This window comes from Nocardia sp. NPDC051900 (genome assembly GCF_044452545.1).
GTDB lineage: Bacteria > Actinomycetota > Actinomycetes > Mycobacteriales > Mycobacteriaceae > Nocardia > Nocardia sichangensis.
The window spans coordinates 315,746-340,927 of sequence record NZ_JBITBU010000004.1; the positions used below are offsets into that span (position 1 = coordinate 315,746).

The window sequence follows — 25,182 nt, forward strand, 5'->3', positions numbered from 1 at the left end:
GGCAACCGGCGGTCCTGCAAAGGGTGCTTGGCTAAGTGAACATTCGCGGGGCACACTCTAGGTAACGACGTCCGGCGCCGCCGGTCGAATGCGGGGGCGAGGTCCGAGAACGATGAGGATTCGGCCGAGGCAGCAGTTGCTCGAGCTGTGGCGAGCGGTGCTGGCCTACTCCTATCGGAACGGAACGTGGACGTGGGGCGGGCGCGACGGCGCCAACTCGATCAGCGACGCCGAACAACTGCTCTGCCTGCTGTATCCGGCTACCGAGATCGCGGCGTTCGCGCTGGACCAGCCGAACGACATGAGTCCCGACGTCCGGTCCGCTCTCGCCCCGTTCGGCGAGGAGACCCGCATCGGCGGCGTCCTGGTCGACTTGGTGGAGGACTATCTGCGCCGCTACACCGGACCCGACGGCGAACCGGTCTTCGCCAGCGGCTCCTACTTGCGCTCGGGCGACGACACTCCGCTCACCCCGGGTCAGCAGGCGGTGGAGGTCGTCGACTCGTACTCGATGTCGTTGAGTCTGTGCATCGCGGCGCTGCGATTCCTGCGCGGATTCATGCGCTTCGTCAGCGGTGAGGTCCGGCTGGAGGCTCGCCAGCTGCGCGAGCGGATCCCCATGGTGATCGAACAGGTCAGCGCGCGGCTCACCGCGGCGATGGCGGGCCTGGTCCGCAGTTTCGTCATCCACACACCGGAGCCGAAGACCGAATACGGCCAGTCGATCGTCTACATGCTCAATCAGTCCCGCACGCCGTCCGACGAGGTCATCGAACGGCTGTCGACACAGCTGGAACGCCTGCGGGTGCAGGCGGCCAACGAGGTCAGGCTCAGCCAGACCACCGAGATCGATATCGCCGACGACGGGCGGCTGTTCGAATGCGGATGGAGCTGGGGCATCGTGCGCAGCGCCGAACCCATCGACCTCGTGCCCGGCCGGGTCAGCAGCACGCCCGGGCACGCCGAATCCCGTCCCTACCTGTACTTCACGGCCGTCGCACTGGACGGCATCAGCGACCTGTCGTCGCAGCGCATCCGGGAACTCGATCTGCTGACCGACGAGCAGCGCACGCTCGCCGACGCGCTGCAGTTGCGCTTCGAGCTGACCCGCAACTACTGGTCGAGGGTCGCCCGCTTCGACAGTGGCCGCTGGCCGCTGGAGGACATCCCGTGGCGTACCTCCGACGGCGAGGAATCGGAGTACTTCAGTCTCGTGGTCGCCGCCGTACTCATCCAGGACCTGGTCTACCGGGAGAGCACCGAGGACCTGGCGCGCACGGTGTCGGTGCTCGACCAGCTGGCCCGCCGGGGACGCATCACCAGCCGGTTCACGGTCGATGATCCGGCCGCGCCATTGCACTTCCCGGGTGTGCGACTGAACCTGGCCGGCAGCGAGGACGTCGCCGACGGATCCCGATTGATCTGGTACGTCCCGGATTTCGCGACCTTGCTGCTCAAACGCTGCCTGGATGCCGCACGCCTGCGCACCGACGTGGACACCCGCGATCGGTTGATGGAACTCGCCGAGGCGGCGATGGATCACCTCGACCGGCGGGTGCTGCGGAACGGCTCGGTGGTCGGTTTGTGGGACGACATCGGCAGGCTGGTCGGCACGGGCGAGGTACGGACGGAAGGGCCGTCCTGGTTCGTCACGGAGCGAATGATGGAATGCCTGGTCATCGCGTACAGCACCTTCGAGCAACCGCCGCTGGCTCCGCAGGCGATGGTCGCCCGCGCGGTGGACCTGCTCAGCGAGGCCGAGCATCTGCTCAATCAGGAGGAACTGGAGGTCGAGGGCCAGGATCGCTCGCCGAAACAGGCGGCGATCAACCGGATCCGGCAGTCGCTGGACCGGGCCCGCCGCGTGCTGCGTGAACGTCCCGGCACCGCCTACAGCCTGGCCACGCAGGCGTTGGTCCAGCTCGACGAACTGGCCTACGCCCGCCGGGACGCGACACGGTAGGGGCGGCATCGTGCTGGTGTTCTCCACCTCCGACAAGGGCGGCACCGGACGGTCGGTGACCAGTTGCAACATCGCCTACCGGCTGTGCCGTTCCGGCCTCAACGTCGTCTACGCCGACTTCGACCTCGGCTCGCCCACGGCCGGTGCGCTGTTCGAGATCGGCGCGGCCGAACGCGGCGTGCCCAGCGGCGGCGTGCATTCCTACCTGCTCGGCGAGAGCGGAACCGTCGCCCGCGTCGACGTGGGCGCGGCGACCGATCGGCCGGAACTGCGCCGGATCGGCCCCAACTCGGGGCGGCTGGTGCTGCTGCCGGGAGACGAGGGCGGCGCCGAATTCCTCACCGACGACGACGCGGTGGTCGAGCGCTGCGCGGAACTGCTGGTCGCGCTGGATCACGAGTTCCGGGTGGTGTTCGTGGATCTGAGCGCGGGGCGTTCCGCGGCGCTGCAGATCGTGTTGCAGGCGACCGCCCTGCCGCAACTGCGCGGGCTGACCGCTCGATGGTTGATCTTCCACCGCTGGACGCGCCAGCACATCCTGGCCGCCGCCGGCCTGGTGTACGGCTCGCACGGATTGCTGAAGGCCGGAGCCGAGTGCGGCCACGACCCGGAGGAGTTGCTCGGGTCGGTGCGTTACGTGCGCACCGCGGTGCCCGACGCCAACTGGGACGGTGTCGCCCAGCGCCCGGCGCAGGCGGCGTGGCTGCAAGAGCAGGACACCGCGCTGCGGCGGCTGGCCACCGCCAAACGGCTCGGCACGACGGCGGTGCTCGGCTCAACCCCGATCGAGCCGGTGCTGCAACGGCGCGAGCAGCTCATTCTCGACGCCGACGTCAACGCCCAGATCGCCAACGAGCAGACCGCGCAGGCCTATGCCGAGCTCGCTCGACGACTGGTCGACAACGCGACCTGGGAGAGGCTGTAGATGGGGGAAACACAGGGCTACAGCGAGGCCACGGAACAGCCGCGAATCGCTCAGGTCCCGTTGTCGCACTTGTCGATCGAGGTCGGGCATTTCTATCTCAACGACATCAGCTCCGACATCGAACGGGTCGGCGCGGAGTTCCGCCGCATCGTCCCGCTGGTATCTGCCTTCACCGAGTCGGCCAAGGTGCAGTTCGGACCGAACGCCCGGGTCAGCACCTGCTACCTGATCGACGACTACTTCCAGCCCGACACCGACCCCGCCGCCATCCTCACCAAGCTGCTGGGCGCCGCGGACGAAGCCGGGTTGGTCATCGACTATCTGGCCCGGGAGTCCGCCTGCTGGCGGGCCTCGAGGTTCGTCGACGGTGTGGCGTTCGGTGAGCCGATTCCCGTGGCGGAGATGGTGGCCGCGCGCATCGTCGCCGAGCCCGCGCCGCCGAGCACCGGCCGCAGGCCGCCGACCGCGGAATCGGGCTGGCTGTGCAACGGGCGGCGGTCCTCCGAGGACGAACGCGGCCAGGCCATGCGGCAGCGGATCTATCAGCCGCCGGAGGAGTTCGGCCGCCGCGAGCATTCGATCTTCCTGGACGTGGAACTGTGGAGCAAGCACGTCGTCGACGGGGTGGCGGTCACGCGCTGGTCGTGCCCGTTCCTGGCCGCGGTCTGGCATCTGTTGCGGCTGGGCATGCTGCGCTACCACGGCGCCGCCGTGGTGGATCCGCAACCATGGCGCCGCGAGGATCTCGCGCCGCGTCGCTGGCACGACATTCCGCCGGTGGTGCGGCTCAATCCGTCCGCCGCGCCGTTCGCCGCCTACAAGACCTTGTCGATGCTGCCCAAGCGGTACATCGGCATCGAGCACGCGGTGCGGCTGGTGCTCGACCATCTCGATCTCGACGACGACGTGGTCGAACAGACCATCGTCCGTGGCGGTGGAGAGGTGCCACCGGTGCCGGTGCCGCGCGCGGTCAGCGAACGGCTCTCGCACCTGCTGCTCGACGGAGCCTGACATGGCCTCGACCACGCCTTTGCTCGTGCTCGGTGAAGTACGCACCTGCCTGCTGCCGTCGGCGACCGCGCTGACCGGACCCGAGGCCTGCGATCTGCTGGCGCTCATGCCGGGCTGCACGGTGCGCTGGCGGGAGCGGCCGGGCACGCTGGCGGTGTCGCCGACCACCGCGGTCGGCGTCGATTGCGATCTGGCCGTGGGCGAGCAGACCGCCCACATCGTCGGGACCGTGGCGACGAGCGCGGTCCTGTCCGGCGGCCGCGTGCTGCAGTCCAGCGCGCGCACCCAGGTGGTCCGCGCGGCCAACCGGCGCAGGCAGACGTGGTCGCACTACCTCAGCCGCAAGGGCGTGACCGAGGTCATCAGCCGCCTGCCCGAAAGAAGCGGCAGCGCCGAGGCTTTGGCCGAGGGCTATCTCACCGGTCCGGTCGGCGCCGAGACGCTGGACCTGGCTTCGATCAGCGAGCGACTGCTGGCTCGCCTGCGCGCCGACACCAGGCTGGACCAGAAGCCGCCGGTGCGGACCGGCGCCACCCGGTTGCGCTGGGTTGCCTGGATCGGGGGCGGTGCGGGCCCCACCGCCAAGCTGCACCTGGACGACGCCACCGTGCGCACCGTCCGGATGCGGGTGCGCAACGAGGCCGATCTGCATGAGGCGCAGCGGTTCTGCGAGGACCTGGCCGCGCACGACTGGCTGCTGACCGTCGTCACCGACGCGCTGGCCGAGGCCGACCGCTTCCCCTCGCACAGTCGCGAACGCACCGACATCCTCGCCCCCGTGCTGGAGGATCTCACCGGACTGTGGATGCCGGGAGCGCACACTCCGGCATCGATGCGGACGTTGTGGCAGAAGTTGCAGACGGATCCCGGGTTGTCTCGCCAGTGGAACGCCCTCGTCGCGCGGTTGCAGAACCGTATCGCCATCGCGACGCTGGACGCGCTGCGGCACAAGGCTTTCGACGCCGAATGGTAGCGCCGCGTCGCGCTACATCCGGAACCACTTGCGCACCAGCAGCGCGAAGAACACCGACATCGACACCGTGCCCATCCACGCTTCCACGGCGAACAACGGCCGGGCGATCGGGCGCAGATCCTCGGTGTCACTGGGGCCCAGGGGATTGATGAAGCTGGTCACGCAGGTATAGACGGTGGCGGCGGGCGAGGGATTGCCGTTCAGGGCCAAAGCGGCGACGGTGAACAGCACCAGCTGCACCGCAACCCAGCCGAGCAGCCAGAACGGCCGGTATCCGTAGCCGCACAGCACATACGACAGTTGTCCGGTCCACCGCCGCCAGCCCGGCGGCAGCGCGAGCGTGCGCGCCCGCGCCAAGCGCAGACCGCAGCGGTCCTGCGCTTCGTCGTCCTCGTTCATCCGGTACAGGGCGGCGCCTCTGCGATAGGCGAGGGCGGCGTGACCGGGCAGACGCGCCGCGGAGAGCTGGGCGCCCAACTGCTCGTACACCTCGGCCAGCATGGTGTTCTGCCGGCTGCTCAGCCGCAATGGGCCGCGGAATTCGAGTTCCGCGGCCAGCAGCGCCGCCGGGATCGCGCTCGGCACGCGCCAGCCGGCCTCGTCGGGTATCGGTTGCCGTGCGGCGGCGTACAGGTGCCGGAACACCAGGGAATCGGAGCGCCGCCGCGCGCTGGGCGGGTCGTAGTCGGCCAGAACAGCCTCGGCGTGCGCTGCGAACCGCTCCAGTTCGGTCTGCTCGGAGCGCTCACCCCGATCGAGTTCGGCGGTGTATTCGTCGGCGCGCCTTGTGATCCGGGTCGAGACGGATGCGACGAAGGGCGAGATCTCCCCCATGTCACGAGTCTAGCGGTCGGCCTTTCAGCCGGTATTCGAAAACGTCGCGGGGCTCGCCAGGGCCGAAATACCGGTCGTCGTGCTCGACGAACTCGAAGCCCGCTCGTTTGAAAAGGTTGCTCGCGTGCTGATTGTCCGGCCGCACGGTCAGGTACACCACTTCGGCTCCCACTTTCCGGCACGTCTGCAGTGTGCGGCTCAGCAGGCCGCGCCCGTACCCTCCGCCCTGGTGCCTCTTGGCCACCGCGAAGGTGAACAGCAACGCCCGGCCCTTCTTCTCCAGGGTCAGCGCGTAACCGATCACCGTGCCATCCACCTCCACGACCAGCCATTCGGATCCGTGCAGGTCGAACAGCTGGCGCAGCATCAGATACAGGTACGGCTCGGCGAACACCTCGGCCTCGATGGCCGCGATGTCGTCCAGATCGGCGAAGCAGGCCCGCCGGTATTCCGGCTGAGGCGCTTTGGCGATGTTCATCCGCTCCCTACTGCCAGGGCATAGGCCGTCCGATTCCAGCTTAAACGTCACTCACCGAGCGGGGTCAGTGTAGAACCAGCGAAATCGTTCCCCGGCGCGGCGGGCGGTCGGTGTCGCGTCCGCGCCGGACGACCCGGGCGATGCCGCGAGGCTGTCACGGAGGCAGTCGGGCTCGCTCGCCGCGCAGCGGGCTACTTCGGCGGGAAGCGCAAGGCGCCGTCGAGGCGGATGACTTCGCCGTTGAGGTAGTCGTTTTCGATGATGGCGGCGGGCCAGCTCGGCGTACTCCTCGGAACGGCCCATGCGCTCGAGGAACGGCACCTGCGGGCCTCAGTAGGCCTCCTCCGTGGGTGTCGACCGAGATGCGCAGGGCCCGAGCGATTCCGCTTCGGCGACGGTGGCGAGCACAGAGTCTTCGTCGGTGGCGTCGGTGTGCACGTAGCGGATTCCGAGTTCGGTCTCGAAGATCGGCATGCACCAAGTGTAAGTTAAACTCTCTATCGAGAGAATGGAGTTCTCAGTAGCGAGCGAAACCGTGGGCGCAGAAGTTCCATACTTCGGACGCGGTGATCGGATGCTGCGTCTCGTCGTCGGCCGCTCCCGCGGATTGCGCGGTGAACATGACGGTCTGCATGACCATGGCCGCCGTCCGGCGCGAATCGACCTCCGGGCGCAGTCGGCCCGCGTTCTTGGCCAGGTCCATCAGTTCGGTGAACAGCGCCAGCATCGGCGCGTGCGCGACCTTCACGTGATCAGGATGCGAGATCAGCAGCTGGGGTGCGAAATCGGTGAACAGTGGGCGTTGCGCCGACGGATCCGGCCGGCACAGCTCGAACAGCAGCTCGACGGCCACCTGGAGTTTGTCCAGCGGGTCGGTCTGGCCGTCGGCGGCGGCGCGCAGCTGGTCGGACGTGCGGCTCAGGGCGTCCTCGAAGAGGGCGAGCAGCAGTTCGTGTTTGCCGTCGAACTGCAGGTAGAAGCTGCGCAGGGACTGCCGTGAGCGGTCCACCACCTCCTGCACCGTGAAGTCCGTGCTGCCCTTCTCGGTGATGATCGCCTGGGCGGCGTCCAGGAACCGCTGCACGCGCTCCTCGGCGCGCAACTTCGCGGTGCGAAGGGAGCGCTCGATGGCGCGCTGCTTCCAGGCCGGTTTCTCGCTCGGGCTGGTCACGGGCGCCTCGGTCCTCGGTCATATGGAGAGAACATGAGTGCACTGTACGGGAGAACGGTGTGTCATCGGGTTCTCGAGTCGCCGTGTCCGCCCAGTTGTGAGACTATCCTTTCCTGATACGAGAATAATATTCTCGCACCTGAGCGGCGGTGGGGAGGAGGCAGACCGCGGTGGTCCGTTCGGACCGCTCAGGTCGCCCTTCGGTGCGCCGTCGCCGTCGGGCACGAGCTCGGCCGTCTTGTACTCCGAGGAGCTCGATTCGTACATTCGCTATGAGGCCGCCGACCGGATCGCCACCATTACTCTCGACCGCCCGGAGGCGGCCAACGCGCAGAACGGCGAACTGCTGGATCAACTCGACGCCGCCTGGGTGCGTGCCGCCGAGGACGACGAGGCGCGGTCATCGTGCTGCGCGGTGCGGGTAAGCAGTTCTCCCACGATCACCACCGGGATATGCCATTGCGGGCGGCAGAGATGCGCTTCGCGCGCCCGCTACTTCCCGGCGGTCACGGGCTCGTCAACGCGCGGGACTCGGAGCTCGAGTGTTCAGCTCTCACGCCTTCGAGCCGGGCGCGATCGTTGCGGTCGGCATGGATCGGCGGGAAGCGGGTCATCCGTTGCTCCCACTCGCCGTCGCGTACTTCCATGCGCCAGGTCTTGTTCCAGCCGAATGGCATCATGTGCACGGCGAAGTCGTGATCGCGCAGGTGTTCGGCGATCCGGGCGAGCACGGTTCTCGCCGTCGTGGTGTCGCATTCGTGACCGGGCCGGGTGAGATGCGAGAAGCCATTGATGACGATCCAGGTAGTGTCGGTCTTGCGCGCGATACGGCGAATCGCTTTGGCTGCGGCACGGGTGAACGTCGAGTCTCCGCACTCGACACCGATGAGCAGAAGCAGGCACTCGCCGAATTCGTGTGTCACCCCGGGTATGTCGGGCTCGAGCGGCATCGCGGCGGAACTGGGAGTGGTTACGGCATAGTCGAGTGTTCGACAACGTTGACTCAATATGTTCACGTCGAGTCCTCACCTGGAAACCATCTGATCACCAGCCAACCGTCATCGCCCTTGATGGCCGGCCGCGGTGTGAACTATAAAGGCCGACCATCGCCGCGGCGCCTTCCCTCGGTTGGAGGGCTTGGGCCACCACTCGGACTGAGGAGCCTGCCGTGGTGTCGACTACATCGAACACTCAGATCTACACCGGGCGTGTCGACAAGGTCGCTTACGCCGAGATCTGTGCCCCGTGCCGACATCGCACAGGTCGCCGCTGATCGACCTGAAGCCGTCGATGAGCCCATGGAGTGTTGCGAAATCGGGATGTTCTCGAGCACTCGCTCCTCGGCACTTGATTCGACCTGCGGATCCCGGAGCCGCCCCGGCGCGGTCCACCCGTCGTCGAGCGAGGCTCGCCCACCACACTCGGATTTGGGTCACGGAAGATCCAGTGTGAGAGTTTGAGTTTTGGATGGAACCGAACGACTGTCCGGTGCGTCCAACCATTCGAAACCATCCTGTGGGGGGATGAGAGGGCATAGCAGTTGACGTACGACCCGTCTGCCACAACCACGTTCACCGTGGTTCCTGAAACCGTCTCCGGTGCGGGGCGCTATGTGCAACAGACCGCGCAGGCCCTCATCAGCGGGTTGCGTTCGGCCAGTGCCGAAGTCGACGGGCTCATGTCGAGCTGGCGCGGCGCGGCGGCCAGCGCATACGCGGGCGCCTGGGACGAGACCCATAGTGCCGCACTCGAGGTGTTCGAAGCGCTGGCCGACATGGCCGACTTGCTGGGCGTGGTGGTCGACCGCAGCGCGGCCGCCGATACGGAGGCCGCGAACCAGTACAGCTCGTTGAGCTTGCCCCGATCTGACCGCGATCCAAACCGAAACCGCTGGGAGAACCCGTGACCGAGTATCGCGTCGATCTCGCGCACCTGGAATCCGTAACCGCCCGAATAGAGGGCTTGAACGGATTTGTGGCCGATTCCTTGGTCGAGATAGACGAACGCATAGCCGCTCTGAAAGGAACATGGAACGGTGAAGCCGCCGAAGCTCACGCCCTGGCTCACGCCGAGTGGACCACCGCCGCTGCGAAGATCCGTGACGGGCTCGCGAGGATGAAGTCCGCCGCCGCATCCGCTCGCAAAGAGTACGAAGCTGTCGTGGCGGCCAATCTGGCCATCCTCGGGCGTGGCGGTAGCGGTGGCGACGGGGCCCCGCGGTGACCGTGCTCGACGTGTCGGTGCCGGTCTACTACGACACCGCGCAGAATTAGCCGATGCCGCGTCGCGATTCTGGATGTCCATCGATGACGAGTGGCCGAACATGGCCATGGCTACGAATATGGCGGGCTCGTATTCGGATGCGAAGAAGTGGGGCGAGTCCTACGACAATCGGGCCGCTGCCATTCTGAGCATGGTATCGAAAATCGCTACCGCCGCGCACGACTACGCCACGGTATTGCAGACCCTCGGCTACAACCACGAGCTAGCCGAACACAAAGCAACCATCGGTGAGGCAGCGCCACCACCCGCCCAGCCCGCGCCGTTCCTGCCTCCGGTGGTGGTGTGCCGAATTCCGTTGCCATCGGCCGGCGGTCCCGGAAATGGCTTGGTCGATGAGGGGATCGGGCTCGCCGAGATGATCGGCATCATCGTGCCGGACGGCAACGCCACGACCATCTCCAATGCGGGCGATACGTGGGCGCGGACCGCGGCGGCCGAAACGGTGGCATCTTTCCCGGCCGCGCTCGAGGCCGCGGCCGTGGCCTTCGATTCGCTCACCGCACCCGAAGTCGCGTTCATCGATGAAGACCTGCGCACGGTCAAGGCTTCCGCCGAATCGGTGATCACCGCGATGAACGATCTTGCCCAATCCTGCCGCGACCACCGTGTCGCGCTGGACGAGCTACGCGCCAACCTCAAGACACAACTCGAGGCGATTCGGGATGCGCTGCTGACCGAGCTGGCCATCAACGCGGCCATCTCGATTGCCTCGAGCTGGATCACCTTCGGTGTGTCCGCGCTGTCGGTGTTGCCGGTGCCGCTGCGATCTGTGCGCGGTATGCCCGGCCGATCCGGCTCATGATCGAGCAATGGCAGACCGAACGCAGGATCGCGGCCGGGGTGAAGATGGACGAGGATATCGCCCGGCACGTGCGGGACCTCGAGGCTCTGCCAGGCGGGCGCCTGCCGGTCAAACCCGATCCGGTCGGACCGCCGAAAAAGGACCCGATCGAGCTACCCAAGATCGAACATCCCGAAGGCATCCCCAAGGTGGATCTACCGCGAGCGGATATCGAGACGATCGGCCGCTACACCGGCAACAGCGCACCACTCAACACCGCGATCCGATCCGGCGAGCCACTGACACCCGCACAGATAGCCGAGCGCGACGCGATGAATGCCGCGTTGGACAAGTGCCCCGTCTACGACGGACCGGTGACCCGGCGCGTGGACATCTCCTCGGAAGACCTGGCACGGTACGAGCCCGGATCAACGGTCATCGAAAAGCCGTTCACCTCGGCGTCCGCTACCCCGGCCGCTGCGAAGGATCTGCCGGTGGAAATGCAAATCTGGTCGGCAGACGGCCGCTACATCGGCCACCATTCCAGTGTTCCCGAAGAGCTGGAAGTCGTGTTCAAGACCGACACCCCGTTTTATGTGGAGGATAAATTTCCCGACCCGGAGACAGGACGCATCATCGTTCGAATGCGCGAAGTGCCCCGGCCATAGAAAGGACAGAGGACAATGCCGGAAGAGATCAACGGGAAGACGTTTTATGCACCCGGTGAATACCCGCACCCCGTCGATATTTCCGATGAGGAACGGGCGAAGATTGAGGCGGGATGGGCGGCATTCAACGCACGCCGCGACGCTGTACCGGAAAACGAGCGAATCCACTTGCGCGACCGGTTCGGCGACGAAGACAAATTAGGCACCCCCCAGGAAGCCGAATACCTGGCCGAAGTGGAAGAGCGCAAAAAGCGGGGCGAGTACTGGGGGTAACCGCGGGAGTCGGGTCGGGGCGGATGCTCATCGGGCGAACTGTGATCACCCAACGGCACGGTCTCCCCGGACTTCGTCGCCGGCCTAAGCGTGGCCCACGTCCACAAGCACGTCCTCACCCGCCCCATCCGACACCGCACGAGATATGCCGTGGCGCGACGCCGATTCCCCGGACGCGCCTCGGATCCCCGCATCCGAACTCGACGCGCTGTGCGGCGAACTGGCGGCGGCGCTGCCAGGCTGAGGTAGATCGACTCAACCGCCAGTTCGCCGGACTGGACGACGCGCCGACCGCCGCACCGTTCTGCGCTCGGTGCTGATTGCGGCTCAGTTGCCGGGACAGGCGTCGCGGTCGTGGCTGGTGGGGTGGCCGTCCTTGTCGTACCACTGGCCGTTCGCGTTGCGGGTCCAGCCATGGAAAGCGATACCCGTTTCGCGTGGTCGACAAATTTCCCGGACCAGATGGTCGTACCATCATTCAAATGCGAGAATTACCCAAGTAGGAAGGAACCCGGTAATGCCCGAAAAATCGGAGGAAAAACCTTCTACGCACCGGGTGAATACCCTGGCGACGATGATATCTCTCCCGAAGAGTTGGAGAAGATCAAAGCGGGATTCGCGGCCTGGAATGCCCGCCGCGACGCGGTACCACCAGAGAAGCGCAAGCATCTGCGCGACCGGTTCGGCGACGAGGACAAGCTGGGCACTGACGAGGAAGCTGCATACCTGGCCGAAGTGGAAGAGCGGAAAAAGCGCGGCGAGTACTGGGGGTGATCCTGCGAACCCGGTTTGGGGGCGTAAACGCGTCGGGTCGCTGGCCTGCTTATAGGACGGCGGCCATTCGCCGCCCCTACATCTGCACCATGTGCGGTCACGTCGTCTACACGCCGCGCGTCTTCGCGGACTGCGAGCACCCGACGACAGGGTCGACGTGAACCGATCAGTTGGTCAGATCAGAGTCGGCGGCTACTTGATGTCGTACGGAAGTGCGACTCAAACCGCGTGACAACAATTTTGGTGATTTTACTGTCGGCTTGTGGAACTGGCCCTCGCATAGGTGCCCGACTGCCGTCTGCCTCTGATCGAATGACGCAACCCTTATGTCGGCTTCGGCACAGAAGGCAGTCTTGAACCGGCCGACCGGCTCGGAGGCCTACACGAAGACTCCTTCGTGCCACCAGCGATCGGGGTCGCTGAACCAGGGGCCGACCCGGCCCGCGCCGAGGACGCGTAATTCGCTCAGGTCGATGTTGTATCTCCGGTAGAGTGCGACGATTTCACACAATCCGCCTTCATCGACGGCTTCGAGATCGATGGTGAGGTACAAGGTGCGCACTCGTCCGTAGTACGACTCGACGCAAGCGATCTTGTCGAGCCACCCGAAGAACGCCGCCTCGTCCTCCGGCGAATAGTAGGTGACGCCGGTGGCCTCGATGACCACGGTGCCGATGTCGCTCACCGTGACTTCCCGCCTGGATACACGTTCGTATAACCACCTTTCTTCACCGTGAACCCTATCGGTGCGACCCGGACATCATCGAGTTCTGCAACCGAAAGTTTCACCGTGGCGTGCTGATCCGGGATACGTGCAGCACGCCGGGCGTTGCATTGATGTAGTGGTGGGGGCCGTCCCACGACGACCACATGCGCCGCACCTACGGCGACGACGACCTGAATTCGAAGGGGCGGAGTGACCAGCGCGAGACCGACGATGTGAGGTCGATCTTCGACCTGCTGTACATCGACTACACGCAGCGGCGCCGCGCCCACCGGTATATCGGGGGCGTACCGATTGGACTTTCGGAGGACATCGCCTTCACGATGCTGGAAGCGATACTCGCCGAACCCGGCTACGACCCCACCTCGGTATACACCCGCAGGTCTACCTGCAAATGTGTTCCCACGCAGCGACGCGTTGAAGTACGAGGCGACGCTTCGCGCAGCATAGGTGCGTCGCCGCGCCGACGGTACATCCGGAGTCGTGTGCGCCCCGGCGGCCCTTCGGAGACTACGCGTCTTGCTCGAACCGATCCCACCCCGCCAGGCGTTGCGTGATCGGGACAGACAGGACTCTCATCCTGCGATATTTCGAATCGCCGCCAGCGCGTCGTTGATCTCGTCTTCGTAAAAGCCGGTTCGGTAGCGCGCTTCCTGGCTGCCCAGAAACTGAAAGGTGAGATCCACCAGAGGTGGCCACACGTCGGCGATGGACGTCGGCAGGTGCCGCACGAAGTCGCCGGTCGAGTCGGCCGCCTCCTCGTCGCCCCCCTCGCCTTCGGAGGCGACCACCCTCACTCGCGTATCCGGGTCCAGTTGGCGGGGCACGGAACGGACGAGTCGCTGCAGCCAGTCCTGGGCCCTGGCATCCCAGCCCAAGGGAATCAGGAGGTCTTCCCGAAGATTCGCTATTCGAAGTCGCGGACCAGCAGGGCGGAACGGGATCGCGGTGACGATGCTCACCGAGAAGGTGAGCGACCGCGCAGTACTGTGAATCGGTCACCTGCGGTGCGGGTGTCCGGCTGGACGAGAGAACTGACTACCCATGAGCGACGAGCGACAAATCCTCATACCCGGCGAAACCTGCTGGCAGATCGCACGGGCCGACCGGCTGACATGCATTGTCGACGCGGCGGACTATTTCCGCTATGCCAAGTCCGCCATGTTGCAGGCCCGTAAACGCATTGTGCTGATCGGCTGGGACTTCGATACCCGGATCAAGTTCGAGCCGCAGGAGAAGACTCTCGAAGGGCCGAATCGGCTGGGTAAATTCCTGTCCTGGCTGCCGAAACAGCGACCGGATCTCGACATCTACCTGCTGAAGTGGAATGTCGGCGCGTTCGCGGCGATCAGCCGTGGGATGACACCGATCTTCGTTGTCAATTGGATGACCGATCGGCGGTTGCACTTGGAAATCGACGGCGCGCACCCGATCGGTTCAGCGCACCATCAGAAGATCGTGGTGATCGACGACGCGCTCGCCTTCTGCGGTGGTATCGACATGACCGTCGATCGCTGGGACACCAGCGACCATCGGGACGACAACCACTACCGAACCGAGCCGAACGGCAACCGGTACGGACCATGGCACGACGCGACCACCGCCGTCGACGGCGACGCGGCGAAGGCGATCGGCGAACTGGCCCGGGCCCGGTGGAAGGCGGCGACGGGAGAGCAGTTGGCGGCGGTCGACGAGATCGCCGGTGACACGCCGTGGCCGGACGGGTTGGAGCCGACGATGCGGTCTGTGGATGTTGGTATCGTGCGGACCTTCCCTGAGCTCGCCGACCGCGCCGAAGTCAGGGAGGTCGAGGCGCTGTATCTGGCGGCGATCGCGGGCGCCACGCGGTCGTTGTACATCGAGAGCCAGTACCTGGCCTCGCGCACTCTCGCCGAGGCGATCGCCGCGCGGCTACGTGAGCCGAATGGTCCGGAGATCGTGCTGGTACTGCCGCGTCACGCCGATGGCTGGCTCGAGCAACAGGCGATGGATGGGGCTCGCCGCCGCTTACTCCATCTGTTATGGAAGGCCGATACCGAAAACCGGTTCGGTGTCTACTACCCCGTCACCGAGGCGGGCGCGCCGATCTACGTCCACGCCAAGGTGCTGGTGGTGGACGATCGGCTGCTGCGGGTGGGATCGTCGAACCTCAACAACCGCTCGATGGGCTTCGACACCGAATGCGACCTGGCCGTCGAGGTCACCCCCGCCACCGAGGAAGGTGACCTGCTGCGGGACACCATCCTCGGTATCCGGCGCCAGCTGATCTGCGAACATCTCGATGCCGAACCCGCGAAGTTCGACGCGACACTCGCCGAGACGTCGTCGCTGCTGCGCACGGTCGAGGCCCTGCGCGGCAACGGCCGGACCCTGGTGCGGTTCGAGCCGGGGACCGTCGAGGACGAAGACAGCCCACTGGCGGACAACGAATTGCTGGATCCCGAACGCACGCCACCGCGCCTGCGGGACAACCCGTTGCTGATCCGGAGTATCCGCAGGCTGAAGACAGCGGTGGGGGTGCGCTGACCGCGGATCGCAACGACCAACCGCCGAACGTCGTTCCACATGCGGTGACGGTGGTCGGCAGCACGCCTATGACGTTGCGCAGCAATTGAAATCAGCATCGGTAGCGTTGGACCGTGAGGTTCAAGCGTTATTCGGCACCAGGAAGGGGAGTGCCGCCGATACTTATCGCGAGGGATGGGACGACATGCAGGCGGCGCGATAAAGGCATGGGACGCGCTCACCGACCTGGCCTCGAAGCTCGGCGTCAGTGTGTCGACGCTGCAGAATCCGGACAGCTCCAACGCGGCGCCGATCATATTTTGAACGCACGGTAATGCCGATCCCGGGTGATTGGGGAGTGTGGACGCGATCTCGGCTGCACCGACGATTTTCGGGTGAATCTGTCGTCGATACCTCTGGAGATGCCGACAGATAGGAGTCCAGGCATGACGAGACCGTTTCGGTCGGGCATGACGTCGGTGCGGGCGAACGGTGTGGATCTGGGCATCGAGAGCTTCGGTCGCGAGGACGATCCGCTGTTCCTGCTGGTCGGCGGCACAACAATGGTCTCCTGGCCCGACGCGCTGTGCGAGCGGCTCGCCTCGGGCGGGCGGCGCGTGGTCCGCTACGACCTGCGCGACTCCGGCGCGTCGACGACCCTCGACCCTCAGAATCCGGCATACAACCTGCGGGATCTCGCCACCGACGCGGCCGCGCTCGTCGAGGTGCTCGGCGCCGGGACCGCCCATCTCGGTGGTGTCGGCGTCGGTGGGATGGTCGCTCAGGTCGCCGCATTGGACCACCCGGACGTGTTCTCCGCACTAACCCTCGTCGGCACCCGGCCGGTGGCCCCAGGCCCGGTCGACGAGGACCTGCCTGACCACGACCGCGCGGTCATGGGCGCGCTGTTCTCCCGCCCACGGCCGGACTGGACCGACCGAGATGCTGTCGCACCGTTCGCCGCCGAGGGCGCCGCGCTGATGGGCAACGATACGCAGCAGGCGCGGGCGACGGCGGCCCGAATCTGGGATCGGACACCGTCGAGCGATCCCGCGGTGCACCAGGCGAACCAGCTCGGGATGGTGTTCTCCCGGATCGACTGCGCCCCGCGCTGGCGGGAGCGGCTCGGTGAGCTCGATGTGCCCACGCTCGTGGTGCACGGTCGCGCCGACCCGTTCTTCCCGGTCGGCAACGGTGAAGTCCTCGCCGCCGAAATCCCGGGGGCGCGACTGCTCGTCCTCGACGACATGGGTACCGCTCTGCGCCCAGCGGCGGCCGACCAGGTCGCTGCCGCCATGCTCGCCCTGTAACCGCCCGGCTGGGAGGCATTCTGAGCCAGCGGCACGCACCATAATGCCGCTGATCGCGCTGACCGAACCGGCCCGGCGCGGCACCTCGGAAGATCAACGAGCAGTAGTGCCCGTCCGACGCCGGCCGATTGCACCATCATGCCGAGTACAGGGCGTCCGCAGGAGCGTGTGCGCGACCTCGACCGCACCGATGAATTTCGGGTGGCTCCCTCGCTGAATGGAGTGTCGAACTCGAGGCGTCGCCTGCTGATGCCGAACAGGACAAGATGCGCACATTTGGGGCTCGGCCTGCGCTCCGGAGCCAGCGTAAGGCGCCGAGTAGCTCGCCTATCCCGTCGGTGCGTGCCATCGCGTCGACAACTGGCATCCCACCGCGAACTCTTCGGCGTCGCGCAGCGCTCTGCCCGCGATGAGGTCCAGTTCGAGCGAGTCGTCGCCGTATCCGGTTGTCGCCGCGATCATCTGGCGGGCGGTGGACCGGATCGCCGACTTGTCGCCGGTCACTGTCCAGCGGTTCACGGCAGGCACGTGGATGAGCCAGCGTGGGCCGCAACAGTGCACTGTGACGCGGTAGTGGCGCACGGTCACGGCCTTCGCGCGCGGACGGCCCGATGGCGGGTCACTCGCTCCACGACAGGGCTTCGGTGAGGGTCACCGGAGGCGGGGGAGGGGTCGGCACCCCGCCTCCGGGACGTTCGGGTGTGTCGGCCTACTGCCGCAGCGCGTCGGCGTAGCGCTCGAGCACGGGCAGCGGCACGCCCTTGTAGGGGGCGCGAGCCCGTGGGAACGGAACGCGTTGCGGTAGTGCGTTGGTCATGTGTCCTCCCGCTGTCCGAGTGGCGGCGAACGGGGAGTCACGCCGCGCCGATCTCGCGGTCAGTGGAGCACCGGATGCGGGCCGTATGGATATTCCCGCGCGAATTCGCGACAGAAAGTGGCGAAAGCCCTGGACACCTTCCAGCGACCCTGCACAATAGCCCCCGGTGGGGCGAAAGACCGCCTTCCACAATGACTTTCGGAACATTCCAGTCAGTGGGTGTGAATATTCCACGGAAGGGAGCAAACAGCATGGGGGAGAGCGATGCGGGCGCCGGTATTCGGCAGCTCAAAGCCGACATTCGCGGGACGGGAGGCGTTCCACACCGCAGCCTCGGCCGCTGCCTGCGCGGCATGAGGCAGGAGGCGGGGTTGTCCATCGAAGTGGCGGCGCGGGCCATCGGGCGCGGAGCGGGGACGCTGCACCGTTTGGAAACCGGTGCGCCGAACGTGGTCGTCCGGGAGGAAGATCTGCGGCGGCTGTGCAGGCTGTATCAGCGGGTGGACATGCTGCCGGTGTTGAAATCGCTCGCTGCACAGGGGAGGACGCCGTCGTGGTTGGACGAGTTTCCCGATCAGGTGAATCCGACGTTCAACGCCTACATCCAGATGGAGGCGGCGGCCTCACATCTCACGAGCTACCGTACTGATCTGCTGCCCGGCATCTTTCAGATCCCCGAGTACGCGCGTGCGCTCGACCGGGTGTACTTCCCGATGGATACCGCCGAGGAGATCGAGCGGAGGGTGAGGGTTCGTCGCAACCGGCAAGGGTTGATCACCCGCGATATCGCCCCGCTGAACGCGATGCTGTTGCTGGACCAAGCAATGACCAGGCGAGTGGTCGGTAGCCCTCGCGTCATGTCGGTGCAGTTGCGGCACCTGGCGGACCTGCCGCCGAATGTTCGCGTGCAGGTGCTTCCATTCGGGGCAGGATATCCGCTGGGGACTTCCACCGGACCGTTCACGATTCTGGACTTTGCGGCAGACAACGACGGGCGGGTGCTGGAGCCATCGGTGGTCTACGTCCAGAGCTATACCGGTGATATCTATCTGGAGCGACCAGGCACTGTTCGCCGCTATCGGGCTGCAATCGAGGTCATGCAGCGGGTAGCGTTGGACGTGCCGAGTAGCAAACGCCTGTTGCGGCAGGCAGCGAAGGAGTTCGACTGTGTCCGTTGATCTATCCGGAGCGCGCTGGTTCAAGAGCACTCGTAGTTCCGCCGGTAGTGACTGTGTCGAGATCGCGCATCTGGACGGCGGGCGCGTGGGGGTTCGTGACTCGAAGAATCCTCACGGTGGGGCGTTGGTGTTCACGCCCTTGGAGTGGGATGCGTTTCTGTCGGTCGCGCGGGGCGGCGAGTTCGACCGATCTTGAACTCCGCCTGCTCGATCGCCGGTGTTCATCGAGGGCCGCAGTAGGTACGCTTCCGCGGCCAGCAGTACTTCCGAGACCGAGGGCTTCGACGGATATCGTGCGCTACATCGGCTGCGTCGGCGGGTCGGGGGACCTGCCGACCTCCTCGCGCAGTGCACCGCCGATAGCAATGATCGACGGTGTCTTCGGCATCGGCACCGCATACATTTCATGACGCGGCGAGACCGATGAGTACACCGATTCCGCCGCGAACGTTGACCGACCTCGAAACCAGTGTCGCCATGAAGCTGCTGTCGTCGGGCGACCCCTGCGCCTCCGAGTACCAGGCGCAGGTGCCGTATTCGCAGGTCGTCGCCACATGGGGTATCGGTTCACCCAGCATCGATCTGGCGGTGCGGGCCGGTGCGGTGCGAGCATCCGGTTCGCCGGACGGGATCTTCGCCAGCGGAGGGGTCACCGACCGCAACGGATCACCGATCGGCGAGGTCATACTGTGGGTCGAGGACGGCTGGCTCAGCGGAATCGAGTACGCCTGGTATACGGACGAACGCCCGCACGCGCTGCCCGAGCCCGGTCGAATCGAGCTTCTGTAGCGCGAGATGATGATTGGGCCATATTGAGCCGCATGCCGCACACCGAGATCGAGATCACCGCGGAGTTGGTGCGGGATCTGCTGCGTGACCAGCACCCCGACCTAGCCGACCGCCCTGTGCGGCTCGGCGCGCGTGGCTGGGACAACCAGCTGTGGCGGCTCGGCGACGACCTGGCCGTCCGATTGCCTTGGGCGACAGAGTCCGCCGACGCGTTGCTGCGCAAGGAATACACCTGGCTGCCTGACCTCGCTCCGCGTCTTCCGCTGCCGGTTCCCGTTCCGCAGCGCTTCGGTGAGCCCTCCGAACGGTTTCGGCGGCCGTGGATCGTCACAACCTGGGTGCAGGGCGAGGCTGCCGACCGAGCTCCCGTCACCCACGGCGCGAAGGCTGCCACCACCCTGGCCGCCTTCCTGAGGGCACTTCACCAACCTGCCCCCGAGCACGCGCCCGAAGGCCGCGACCGGGGAGGGTCGCTGGCCGGTTGTTCCGACAGGTTCGCCGAGCAGCTCGCAGCAGTCACCGAGTTAGGACTGATCGCCGATCCTGACGCCGTCCGCGCGGTCTGGGAAGACGCTGTCGCCGCACCGGATTGGGACGGCCCGGCGCTGTGGCTGCACGGCGATCTGCATCCGGCCAACGTCCTCACCGCGGATGGCGCGATCTGCGGGGTGATCGACTTCGGCGACCTCTTCGCCGGCGATCCGGCTTTCGATCTCGCTGCCGCGTGGATTCTGCTGCCCGACGGTGCCACCGACCGCTTTCATGACGCCTACCAGTCGTCCATGGATACGGCGACTCTGCGGCGCGCCCGCGGATGGGCAGTGTTACGCGCCTTCGCGGGCACCCTCATCGCAGACGCCGGGGTCCACGGCCGCCCTGGCGGCAAGCCGACATGGGGTCCACCCGCCCAGGCCGCACTGCGACGCCTCATCGCCACCCATCGCTGATCGTGCGCGTGCCCCGACGCTTCAGGAGACGGTGACGAATAGCGCAGGGTTCGAAAAGCTACTATCTACCGGTTGTCTCGGAGCTGCGATATCAGTGATGCGCTCGAGCTTCGGCTCGTGATCCCTTCGGGTCGATGCTGTATCTGCGGTACATGTCGTGCGGCGTAACGACTAGAGGTTGATCACGGATAAGACGTGCAGCCGGGCCGGTGTTCTCGAACTCCCGGTACCGAGGCCCGGCGGCCGTGTATCCGGGCATGTCGATCAGTGTGCAGACTCAGAGGGGAAAGATCATGCGCTCAGTTACCAAATTGGCCACGACCGCCGCTGCCGCCGTAGTGGCCTGCGCCCCGGCGTTCGTCTTCGCCGGTACCGCCTCGGCCGAGGCCGTCAACCTCCCGGTGCTCTACACCACGGCGACAGAAGCGGGCCTGTGCTACGGCACGATTCGCGGGAACGTGGACCAGGACTCCTCCCAGGGACTTCACCTCACCAGCGCCTTCGAGGGCATCGGCACCTGCGCCACCACCGCCTACGTCTCTTGGCACAACATCGACACCGGCGCGCGGGGGAACACCACGATCAAGCTGGTCGGCTCCTGGTACAACTCCGCCACCATCCCCTCCGGCCCCGGCCACGTCGAGTTGTCCGTCACCACAAAGGAAATCTTCCACTCGCCCGATTCGGTCCAGGTGCAGTACGTCATCCCGGGGTGATCGGGAGTGAAGCCGGGCATCACGGCCGCGGCAAGTCGCATTGGCGGCCTCGGGTTCGGCAGGTAACTTCGAGCAAATGGATGCTGGCGTAGCCTACTTCCCGACCCACGACGGCCTCGGGCCCGCGGAGCTCGCTCGAACCGTCGAGGAGCGCGGCCATCGGTGGCTGATGTGGGCCGAGCACACGCACATCCCGGCGGCGCGGAAGACGCCATGGCGCGGCGAGCAGGGCGCGCCGCCGCTGCCGCGAAAATACGCGCACACCTACGACCCCTTCGTAGCGAGCGCCTACGCATTGGGCGTCACCAAAGCGCTGCGGGTCGGGACCGGTATCGCGCTCGTGGCCCAGCGTGACCCGATCATCACCGCCAAGGAGGTCGCGTCGCTCGATCATCTGTCCGGCGGGCGATTCGACTTCGGCATCGGCGCAGGCTGGAACCGTGAAGAGATGGCGAATCACGGCACCGATCCACGGACCCGGATGAAGCGCATGGGCGAGTACGTCCGAGCGATGAAGGTGATCTGGACGCAGCACGAGGCCTCGTTCGACGGCGAATTCATCTCTTTCGACCGGATCTGGAGCGACCCCAAGCCGATCCAGCGGCCGCACCCGCCGATCCTCGTCGGCGGCGGCGGGCCGACGGTGCTGGATCGCGTGCTCGAATACGGCGACGCGTGGATGCCCAATCACGGCCCCGGGATCATCGAGCGGATCACCGAGCTGCGCGAGCGGGCCGATCGCCCGATCGACGTCGTCGTGATGGGCGCCCCCGTCGACGACCTCGAGGCTCTCGAAGCCTATGCGGAAGCGGGAGTCGACCGCGTGCTCTTCTGGTTGCCGTCGGCACGCCGGAGCGTCGTCGAGCGCGAACTCGATCGGGTCGAGGCGACGATGGCCGAGTTGCACGACCGCCCGGTGTGAAGTCGGAGGTGGAGTCGCCCCGGTTTCCTACCGCACCCGTTGCCGGGACGGCCGCCCGCTCGGGCTGAGCCCGGCACGACAGCCGGTCCGGAAGCGGAGCGATGGCTCCGCGTTGACTACGCTGACGCGGTGTCCCAATCCGTGCCACTGACGAGACTTCTCGATGACGCGGGCTTGCTGTCGCTCGAGCACCGCCTGCACCTCGAGGAGGTGCTCGGCGCACACGTGTTGGAGGCCGACCTGGACGGACGTCGGCTCGAATTCCTCGGTGACGAAGGCTCCTTCGTGTGCACCGACGTCCACCTGCTCGGAACGGCGGATGCCGACACGTGGCTGTGGGGATGGGTCAACCCCTGGGGCTACCCGCCGTCGCTGCTGCGCGCGGCGGAGACCGTGCGCGAGTTCGGGTCCCGCTACCGTGTCGCCGAATTGTGTTCGGCCGAACTGCCCGTGGTCCTCGGTGGCGCGGCGCCGGAGCCCTATCAGGTGGCCGGCTTGATGGCGGATGCCGCGAAGATCGTCTGCGGGCGCTGGAACTCCTACTGCGGTGTCATCGATGGCGCCTGCGTGGCGTTCCTCATCGACCACCCGGCCTTCGAATTGCCCGCGCCCACCCCCTCCGGCCTCGCTCGCGTGCTGGCGCACGGCTTCGGTGCACTGCCACTGACGGATCACCGGCGTGCCGTGTACAGCTACCTCACCCGGCGGGGACTGAACACCGAATTCCTCGACGACTACCGGTTGCTGGAATTCGGCGACGACGGTCTCGCCGGCGAGGTCGAGTTCGACGCTTCGGGCCGGATCGCGAACCTCGATATCCGGATCGTCATGGACGGGATCGACGCACCCTTCGAATCGCAGCCCCAGCCGGCGTGATCCGACCGGTCAGCTCGGCGGGAACTGTTGCTCGAACCAGCCGAGGATCTCGGGGACGGCTATCCGGGCCGTTCCGGCGTGGTCCACGTCGCCCAGGTCCCGCAGCGTGGCGTTGCCGCTGCCGAGAGCTTGCAGGCAGTGCTCGGCATTCGGAAACGGCACGGCGCGATCGCCGCGGGCAGCGTAGAGGTGAACGGGTACCCGCGGCGTCCAGTCGCAGGTGCCGTCGCTCTCGGCGATAGCCGCCGCGGTGGCGCCGGTCGGCTCGGCGGCGGACTGGATGAACCCGGATGTCAGCAATTGTCCGGGGGTGGGCGCCAGCGAGGTCACGATGGTGATCTCGGTGTGGAAGCCGTCGAAGAGTTCTTCGACCTTGTCGGCGTAGGGCTGCTGGAAGGCCTCGGTCGGGTCGTCGTAGAGGTGGTGGATCCGGTTCATGGAAGTGATCCAGTAGGAGAGGAAGAGCACCGCCGCGCCCGGTAGCACCCGCCCGTCCAGTGCGGCGGGCGCCTGGACGTGCCGTAGGTCGTAGGGTCCGCTGATCGGGGCCAAGGCGGCGACCCCGAACCCTGGGATCGCACCGGCGGCCAGCGCTTTGCCGAGCGCCATCGCGGCGTGGCCGCCCTGGGAGAAGCCGGTCACGAGCACGTCCGGATCGAGCTCTCGGCGCTGCTGGGCCACGAGGGAAGCGGTCGCGCGCAACAGGTCGGCCGAAGCGCTGACCTCCGAGGGCGCATGGGTGTAGGGATGCGTCCCTGGACCGTTCCCGAGGCCCAAGTAGTCCGGTGCGGTCGCCGCGTAGCCCGCGGCGGCGAAGGCCACCGTACGCAGCCGATCGGGGAGGTTGCGGGTGTCGACCGACGGCGCGTCGCTCTTCAGCGTCATGGTTCCGTGCTCGTAGCTGACCACCCGCAGCCGCCGGGAGTCCGTGCGCGGCAGCGCCACCAGCCCGCTGGCGGTGGTTTGGTCGCCGTGCGGGGTGATCGTCCGGTACTCGATGCGGAAGGCGTCGACGCCGTTGCGCACCGGAGTAGAGATTCCGCCGTTGGTCAACAGGGCGGCGGTCTGCTCGGGCGGCAGACTCAGCAGGGGCGTCGTGGAAACGATCTCACCGCGGGCGGGCGGCGGTTCGTGTTCGGTGTTGCCGCATCCGGCGGCTCCCAACAAGACGACCACCGCGACCAGGCAGCGCCTCAGACGGTACATCCGTCGGTCCTCTCGACGATCATCGGCTTCGTTCCATCATCGCGCGTGCGCCTACAGGTCGTCGGGCGGTGCGGCCGGGCCGCCGGGATCGGAGGGTGGTTTCGGGTCTCTGGAAGGCTCGGAGTTCGCGGCGAGCGGAGGGAAGCCGCTCCGATCGTCCGTATCCCGCGCGTCCGGTGCCTGGTCGTAGCTGATCCGGCCACAAGCAGTTCACCCTACCGTTAAGTAAATGTCTGTTCCAAGCGATATAGGGTTATCTACCAGTCTGGACAAGCGATATGTTATGAATCATTATCGTCGACTGCGGTAGTTCGGTGTGGTTGCTACCCGGGCGGCGCGAGGTTGTCGACGCTACCCGGCCGACGCCGTCCGGGCGGCGTCGACACCCCATCGCGGCTGATCGAGGGACTACCCGAGGAGTGGGCATGAGCACGCCGAGGGCGAGCGCGACTAGCGAGATCTACTTTCGCGCGGCGGCCGCGACCCTGGTCGAGGCGGCGACGGTGCTTGCGGACTTCGGATGCTCGCCGGTGGATGTCTCCGGGATACTCGAGCGCTCGCGCCGAGTCGAGCACGCGCTCGGCGTGGTCATCGGCAACTTGACCGCCGCGCTGGAGTCCGAGCCCGTGGCCGCCGACGCCGCGCAGTTGTCCGAACTCGGGCGGGCGCTCGGCCGCGTCGTCGAACGAATCCGGGCGGCAGCCGCGCTCGCCGACGCCCGCCTCGTGACGTCGGTGCCGGACGAGGTGCTCGAAGTCGTGATGACGATAGGTCGCTGCGCACATCTCACCGCCGCTGCGCTGGGCGCGTGCGACCAACCGCTGCTCGGGTCGTATCGCGCCGAGTTGCTGCGCCTCGCGGTGCACGCCGAGCGGACCTTCACCCGGTGGTCGCTGTCGCGGCCACGGACCGGCGCGAACCCGACGGCGGAACTCGGCAAGGCGCTCGTCTCGGTCGTGCACGCGTTCCTGGCGGTCGGTTACGCGGCCGCGATCGTGATCAGGGCGTGAACGCTATGTGGCCATGCATTCTTTCCCGCGATCCGAAATAACCAGGGC

Annotated in this window: 30 protein-coding genes and 2 pseudogenes; 22 read left to right on the forward strand and 10 right to left on the reverse strand. The window is 66.5% G+C overall.

Annotated elements, in window-relative coordinates; translation table 11 throughout:
* The first annotated feature begins 112 nt into the window (after positions 1 to 112).
* Genes ACIA5H_RS08460 through ACIA5H_RS08475 form a run of 4 tightly spaced genes read left to right on the forward strand, consistent with a single transcriptional unit; the run spans position 113 to position 4,872 of the window.
* Positions 113 to 1,963, forward strand: coding sequence for an SCO2524 family protein (locus ACIA5H_RS08460; RefSeq protein ID WP_397074855.1), 1,851 nt, complete (start codon positions 113 to 115; stop codon positions 1,961 to 1,963).
* 10 nt (positions 1,964 to 1,973) lie between these two features.
* Positions 1,974 to 2,888: an SCO2523 family variant P-loop protein gene (locus ACIA5H_RS08465; protein WP_355075146.1), complete on the forward strand. Its 915-nt coding sequence runs from the start codon at positions 1,974 to 1,976 to the stop codon at positions 2,886 to 2,888.
* A complete protein-coding gene (locus tag ACIA5H_RS08470) occupies positions 2,889 to 3,899 on the forward strand; it encodes an SCO2522 family protein (RefSeq protein ID WP_355075148.1) in 1,011 nt (336 codons plus the stop codon).
* 1 nt (position 3,900) lies between these two features.
* Positions 3,901 to 4,872, forward strand: coding sequence for an SCO2521 family protein (locus ACIA5H_RS08475; protein WP_397074858.1), 972 nt, complete (start codon positions 3,901 to 3,903; stop codon positions 4,870 to 4,872).
* A gap of 12 nt (positions 4,873 to 4,884) precedes the next feature.
* Here ACIA5H_RS08475 and ACIA5H_RS08480 read toward each other — a convergent pair whose 3' ends face one another.
* The 5 genes and pseudogenes from ACIA5H_RS08480 to ACIA5H_RS08500 form a co-directional block, all read right to left on the reverse strand.
* Positions 4,885 to 5,706 (reverse strand): hypothetical protein, encoded by an 822-nt coding sequence (locus ACIA5H_RS08480; protein ID WP_397074860.1) that lies wholly within the window; start codon positions 5,704 to 5,706, stop codon positions 4,885 to 4,887.
* Between the two features lies 1 nt (position 5,707).
* The gene (locus ACIA5H_RS08485) at positions 5,708 to 6,184 is read right to left on the reverse strand and encodes a GNAT family N-acetyltransferase (RefSeq protein ID WP_355075154.1); all 477 of its coding nucleotides are present in this window, start codon (positions 6,182 to 6,184) and stop codon (positions 5,708 to 5,710) included.
* Between the two features lie 191 nt (positions 6,185 to 6,375).
* Positions 6,376 to 6,514, reverse strand: a pseudogene (locus tag ACIA5H_RS08490) (3-hydroxyacyl-CoA dehydrogenase); the annotation flags it as partial.
* Entirely contained in the window at positions 6,515 to 6,658 is a 144-nt protein-coding gene (locus ACIA5H_RS08495) for a hypothetical protein (RefSeq protein ID WP_379253828.1), read from the reverse strand.
* A 43-nt stretch (positions 6,659 to 6,701) separates the two neighbouring features.
* Positions 6,702 to 7,355 (reverse strand): TetR/AcrR family transcriptional regulator, encoded by a 654-nt coding sequence (locus ACIA5H_RS08500; protein ID WP_397074863.1) that lies wholly within the window; start codon positions 7,353 to 7,355, stop codon positions 6,702 to 6,704.
* Positions 7,356 to 7,593: 238 nt separating this feature from the next.
* Between ACIA5H_RS08500 and ACIA5H_RS08505 the strand changes: the two are divergent.
* Positions 7,594 to 7,799 (forward strand): annotated as a pseudogene (locus ACIA5H_RS08505) (enoyl-CoA hydratase-related protein); the annotation flags it as partial.
* Positions 7,800 to 7,861: 62 nt separating this feature from the next.
* Here the strand turns inward: ACIA5H_RS08505 and ACIA5H_RS08510 are convergent.
* Positions 7,862 to 8,371: a threonyl-tRNA synthetase editing domain-containing protein gene (locus ACIA5H_RS08510; protein WP_397074866.1), complete on the reverse strand. Its 510-nt coding sequence runs from the start codon at positions 8,369 to 8,371 to the stop codon at positions 7,862 to 7,864.
* A gap of 524 nt (positions 8,372 to 8,895) precedes the next feature.
* Between ACIA5H_RS08510 and ACIA5H_RS08515 the strand changes: the two genes are divergently transcribed.
* The 6 genes from ACIA5H_RS08515 (at position 8,896) to ACIA5H_RS08540 (ending at position 12,134) form a co-directional block, all read left to right on the forward strand.
* Positions 8,896 to 9,261: a WXG100 family type VII secretion target gene (locus tag ACIA5H_RS08515; RefSeq protein ID WP_397074868.1), complete on the forward strand. Its 366-nt coding sequence runs from the start codon at positions 8,896 to 8,898 to the stop codon at positions 9,259 to 9,261.
* Positions 9,258 to 9,578 (forward strand): WXG100 family type VII secretion target, encoded by a 321-nt coding sequence (locus ACIA5H_RS08520; RefSeq protein ID WP_355075161.1) that lies wholly within the window; start codon positions 9,258 to 9,260, stop codon positions 9,576 to 9,578. The genes ACIA5H_RS08515 and ACIA5H_RS08520 overlap by 4 nt, the downstream gene beginning before the upstream one ends.
* A gap of 73 nt (positions 9,579 to 9,651) precedes the next feature.
* Positions 9,652 to 10,440: a hypothetical protein gene (locus ACIA5H_RS08525; RefSeq protein ID WP_397074871.1), complete on the forward strand. Its 789-nt coding sequence runs from the start codon at positions 9,652 to 9,654 to the stop codon at positions 10,438 to 10,440.
* On the forward strand, positions 10,437 to 11,087 hold the full coding sequence (locus ACIA5H_RS08530; RefSeq protein ID WP_397074873.1) for a hypothetical protein: 651 nt from the start codon (positions 10,437 to 10,439) through the stop codon (positions 11,085 to 11,087). Before ACIA5H_RS08525 ends, ACIA5H_RS08530 begins: the two co-directional genes overlap by 4 nt.
* Before the next feature lie 15 nt (positions 11,088 to 11,102).
* On the forward strand, positions 11,103 to 11,360 hold the full coding sequence (locus ACIA5H_RS08535; protein WP_355075164.1) for a hypothetical protein: 258 nt from the start codon (positions 11,103 to 11,105) through the stop codon (positions 11,358 to 11,360).
* 414 nt (positions 11,361 to 11,774) lie between these two features.
* Complete coding sequence (locus tag ACIA5H_RS08540) at positions 11,775 to 12,134, forward strand: hypothetical protein (protein ID WP_397074875.1); 360 nt, start codon at positions 11,775 to 11,777, stop codon at positions 12,132 to 12,134.
* Positions 12,135 to 12,513: 379 nt separating this feature from the next.
* Here ACIA5H_RS08540 and ACIA5H_RS08545 read toward each other — a convergent pair whose 3' ends face one another.
* Positions 12,514 to 12,819 carry a hypothetical protein gene (locus tag ACIA5H_RS08545; RefSeq protein WP_364432188.1) on the reverse strand — a complete coding sequence of 102 codons (306 nt, stop codon included), beginning with the start codon at positions 12,817 to 12,819 and terminating at the stop codon, positions 12,514 to 12,516.
* A gap of 614 nt (positions 12,820 to 13,433) precedes the next feature.
* On the reverse strand, positions 13,434 to 13,820 hold the full coding sequence (locus ACIA5H_RS08550) for a hypothetical protein (RefSeq protein WP_397074877.1): 387 nt from the start codon (positions 13,818 to 13,820) through the stop codon (positions 13,434 to 13,436).
* Positions 13,821 to 13,902: 82 nt separating this feature from the next.
* Here ACIA5H_RS08550 and ACIA5H_RS08555 point away from each other — a divergent pair, with 82 nt between their 5' ends.
* The 3 genes from ACIA5H_RS08555 (at position 13,903) to ACIA5H_RS08565 (ending at position 16,673) form a co-directional block, all read left to right on the forward strand.
* Positions 13,903 to 15,384 (forward strand): phospholipase D-like domain-containing protein, encoded by a 1,482-nt coding sequence (locus ACIA5H_RS08555; RefSeq protein WP_397074879.1) that lies wholly within the window; start codon positions 13,903 to 13,905, stop codon positions 15,382 to 15,384.
* A gap of 174 nt (positions 15,385 to 15,558) precedes the next feature.
* A complete protein-coding gene (locus tag ACIA5H_RS08560) occupies positions 15,559 to 15,687 on the forward strand; it encodes a hypothetical protein (protein WP_397074881.1) in 129 nt (42 codons plus the stop codon).
* 122 nt (positions 15,688 to 15,809) lie between these two features.
* Positions 15,810 to 16,673 (forward strand): alpha/beta fold hydrolase, encoded by an 864-nt coding sequence (locus ACIA5H_RS08565; RefSeq protein ID WP_397074883.1) that lies wholly within the window; start codon positions 15,810 to 15,812, stop codon positions 16,671 to 16,673.
* 327 nt (positions 16,674 to 17,000) lie between these two features.
* Here ACIA5H_RS08565 and ACIA5H_RS08570 read toward each other — a convergent pair whose 3' ends face one another.
* The gene (locus tag ACIA5H_RS08570; protein ID WP_355075174.1) at positions 17,001 to 17,192 is read right to left on the reverse strand and encodes a hypothetical protein; all 192 of its coding nucleotides are present in this window, start codon (positions 17,190 to 17,192) and stop codon (positions 17,001 to 17,003) included.
* A gap of 489 nt (positions 17,193 to 17,681) precedes the next feature.
* On the opposite strand from ACIA5H_RS08570, the gene ACIA5H_RS08575 reads away from it, so the two are divergent.
* The 7 genes from ACIA5H_RS08575 to ACIA5H_RS08605 all read left to right on the forward strand — a co-directional run bounded on the left by ACIA5H_RS08575 (position 17,682) and on the right by ACIA5H_RS08605 (position 22,918).
* Positions 17,682 to 18,668, forward strand: coding sequence for a helix-turn-helix domain-containing protein (locus tag ACIA5H_RS08575; protein WP_397074886.1), 987 nt, complete (start codon positions 17,682 to 17,684; stop codon positions 18,666 to 18,668).
* Positions 18,658 to 18,864: a DUF397 domain-containing protein gene (locus ACIA5H_RS08580; RefSeq protein WP_397074888.1), complete on the forward strand. Its 207-nt coding sequence runs from the start codon at positions 18,658 to 18,660 to the stop codon at positions 18,862 to 18,864. Before ACIA5H_RS08575 ends, ACIA5H_RS08580 begins: the two co-directional genes overlap by 11 nt.
* 227 nt (positions 18,865 to 19,091) lie before the next feature.
* The gene (locus tag ACIA5H_RS08585) at positions 19,092 to 19,457 is read left to right on the forward strand and encodes a hypothetical protein (protein WP_397074890.1); all 366 of its coding nucleotides are present in this window, start codon (positions 19,092 to 19,094) and stop codon (positions 19,455 to 19,457) included.
* Between the two features lie 32 nt (positions 19,458 to 19,489).
* Positions 19,490 to 20,404: an aminoglycoside phosphotransferase family protein gene (locus ACIA5H_RS08590; RefSeq protein ID WP_397074892.1), complete on the forward strand. Its 915-nt coding sequence runs from the start codon at positions 19,490 to 19,492 to the stop codon at positions 20,402 to 20,404.
* A 293-nt stretch (positions 20,405 to 20,697) separates the two neighbouring features.
* Positions 20,698 to 21,120, forward strand: coding sequence for a hypothetical protein (locus ACIA5H_RS08595; RefSeq protein WP_157170822.1), 423 nt, complete (start codon positions 20,698 to 20,700; stop codon positions 21,118 to 21,120).
* Between the two features lie 76 nt (positions 21,121 to 21,196).
* Complete coding sequence (locus ACIA5H_RS08600) at positions 21,197 to 22,042, forward strand: LLM class F420-dependent oxidoreductase (protein WP_397074895.1); 846 nt, start codon at positions 21,197 to 21,199, stop codon at positions 22,040 to 22,042.
* Between the two features lie 129 nt (positions 22,043 to 22,171).
* Entirely contained in the window at positions 22,172 to 22,918 is a 747-nt protein-coding gene (locus ACIA5H_RS08605; protein WP_355075187.1) for a DUF6882 domain-containing protein, read from the forward strand.
* 9 nt (positions 22,919 to 22,927) lie between these two features.
* Here the strand turns inward: ACIA5H_RS08605 and ACIA5H_RS08610 are convergent, their stop codons facing one another.
* Complete coding sequence (locus tag ACIA5H_RS08610; RefSeq protein WP_397074897.1) at positions 22,928 to 24,124, reverse strand: hypothetical protein; 1,197 nt, start codon at positions 24,122 to 24,124, stop codon at positions 22,928 to 22,930.
* A 425-nt stretch (positions 24,125 to 24,549) separates the two neighbouring features.
* On the opposite strand from ACIA5H_RS08610, the gene ACIA5H_RS08615 reads away from it, so the two are divergent.
* Entirely contained in the window at positions 24,550 to 25,134 is a 585-nt protein-coding gene (locus ACIA5H_RS08615; protein WP_397074899.1) for a hypothetical protein, read from the forward strand.
* The last annotated feature ends 48 nt before the right edge of the window (positions 25,135 to 25,182 follow it).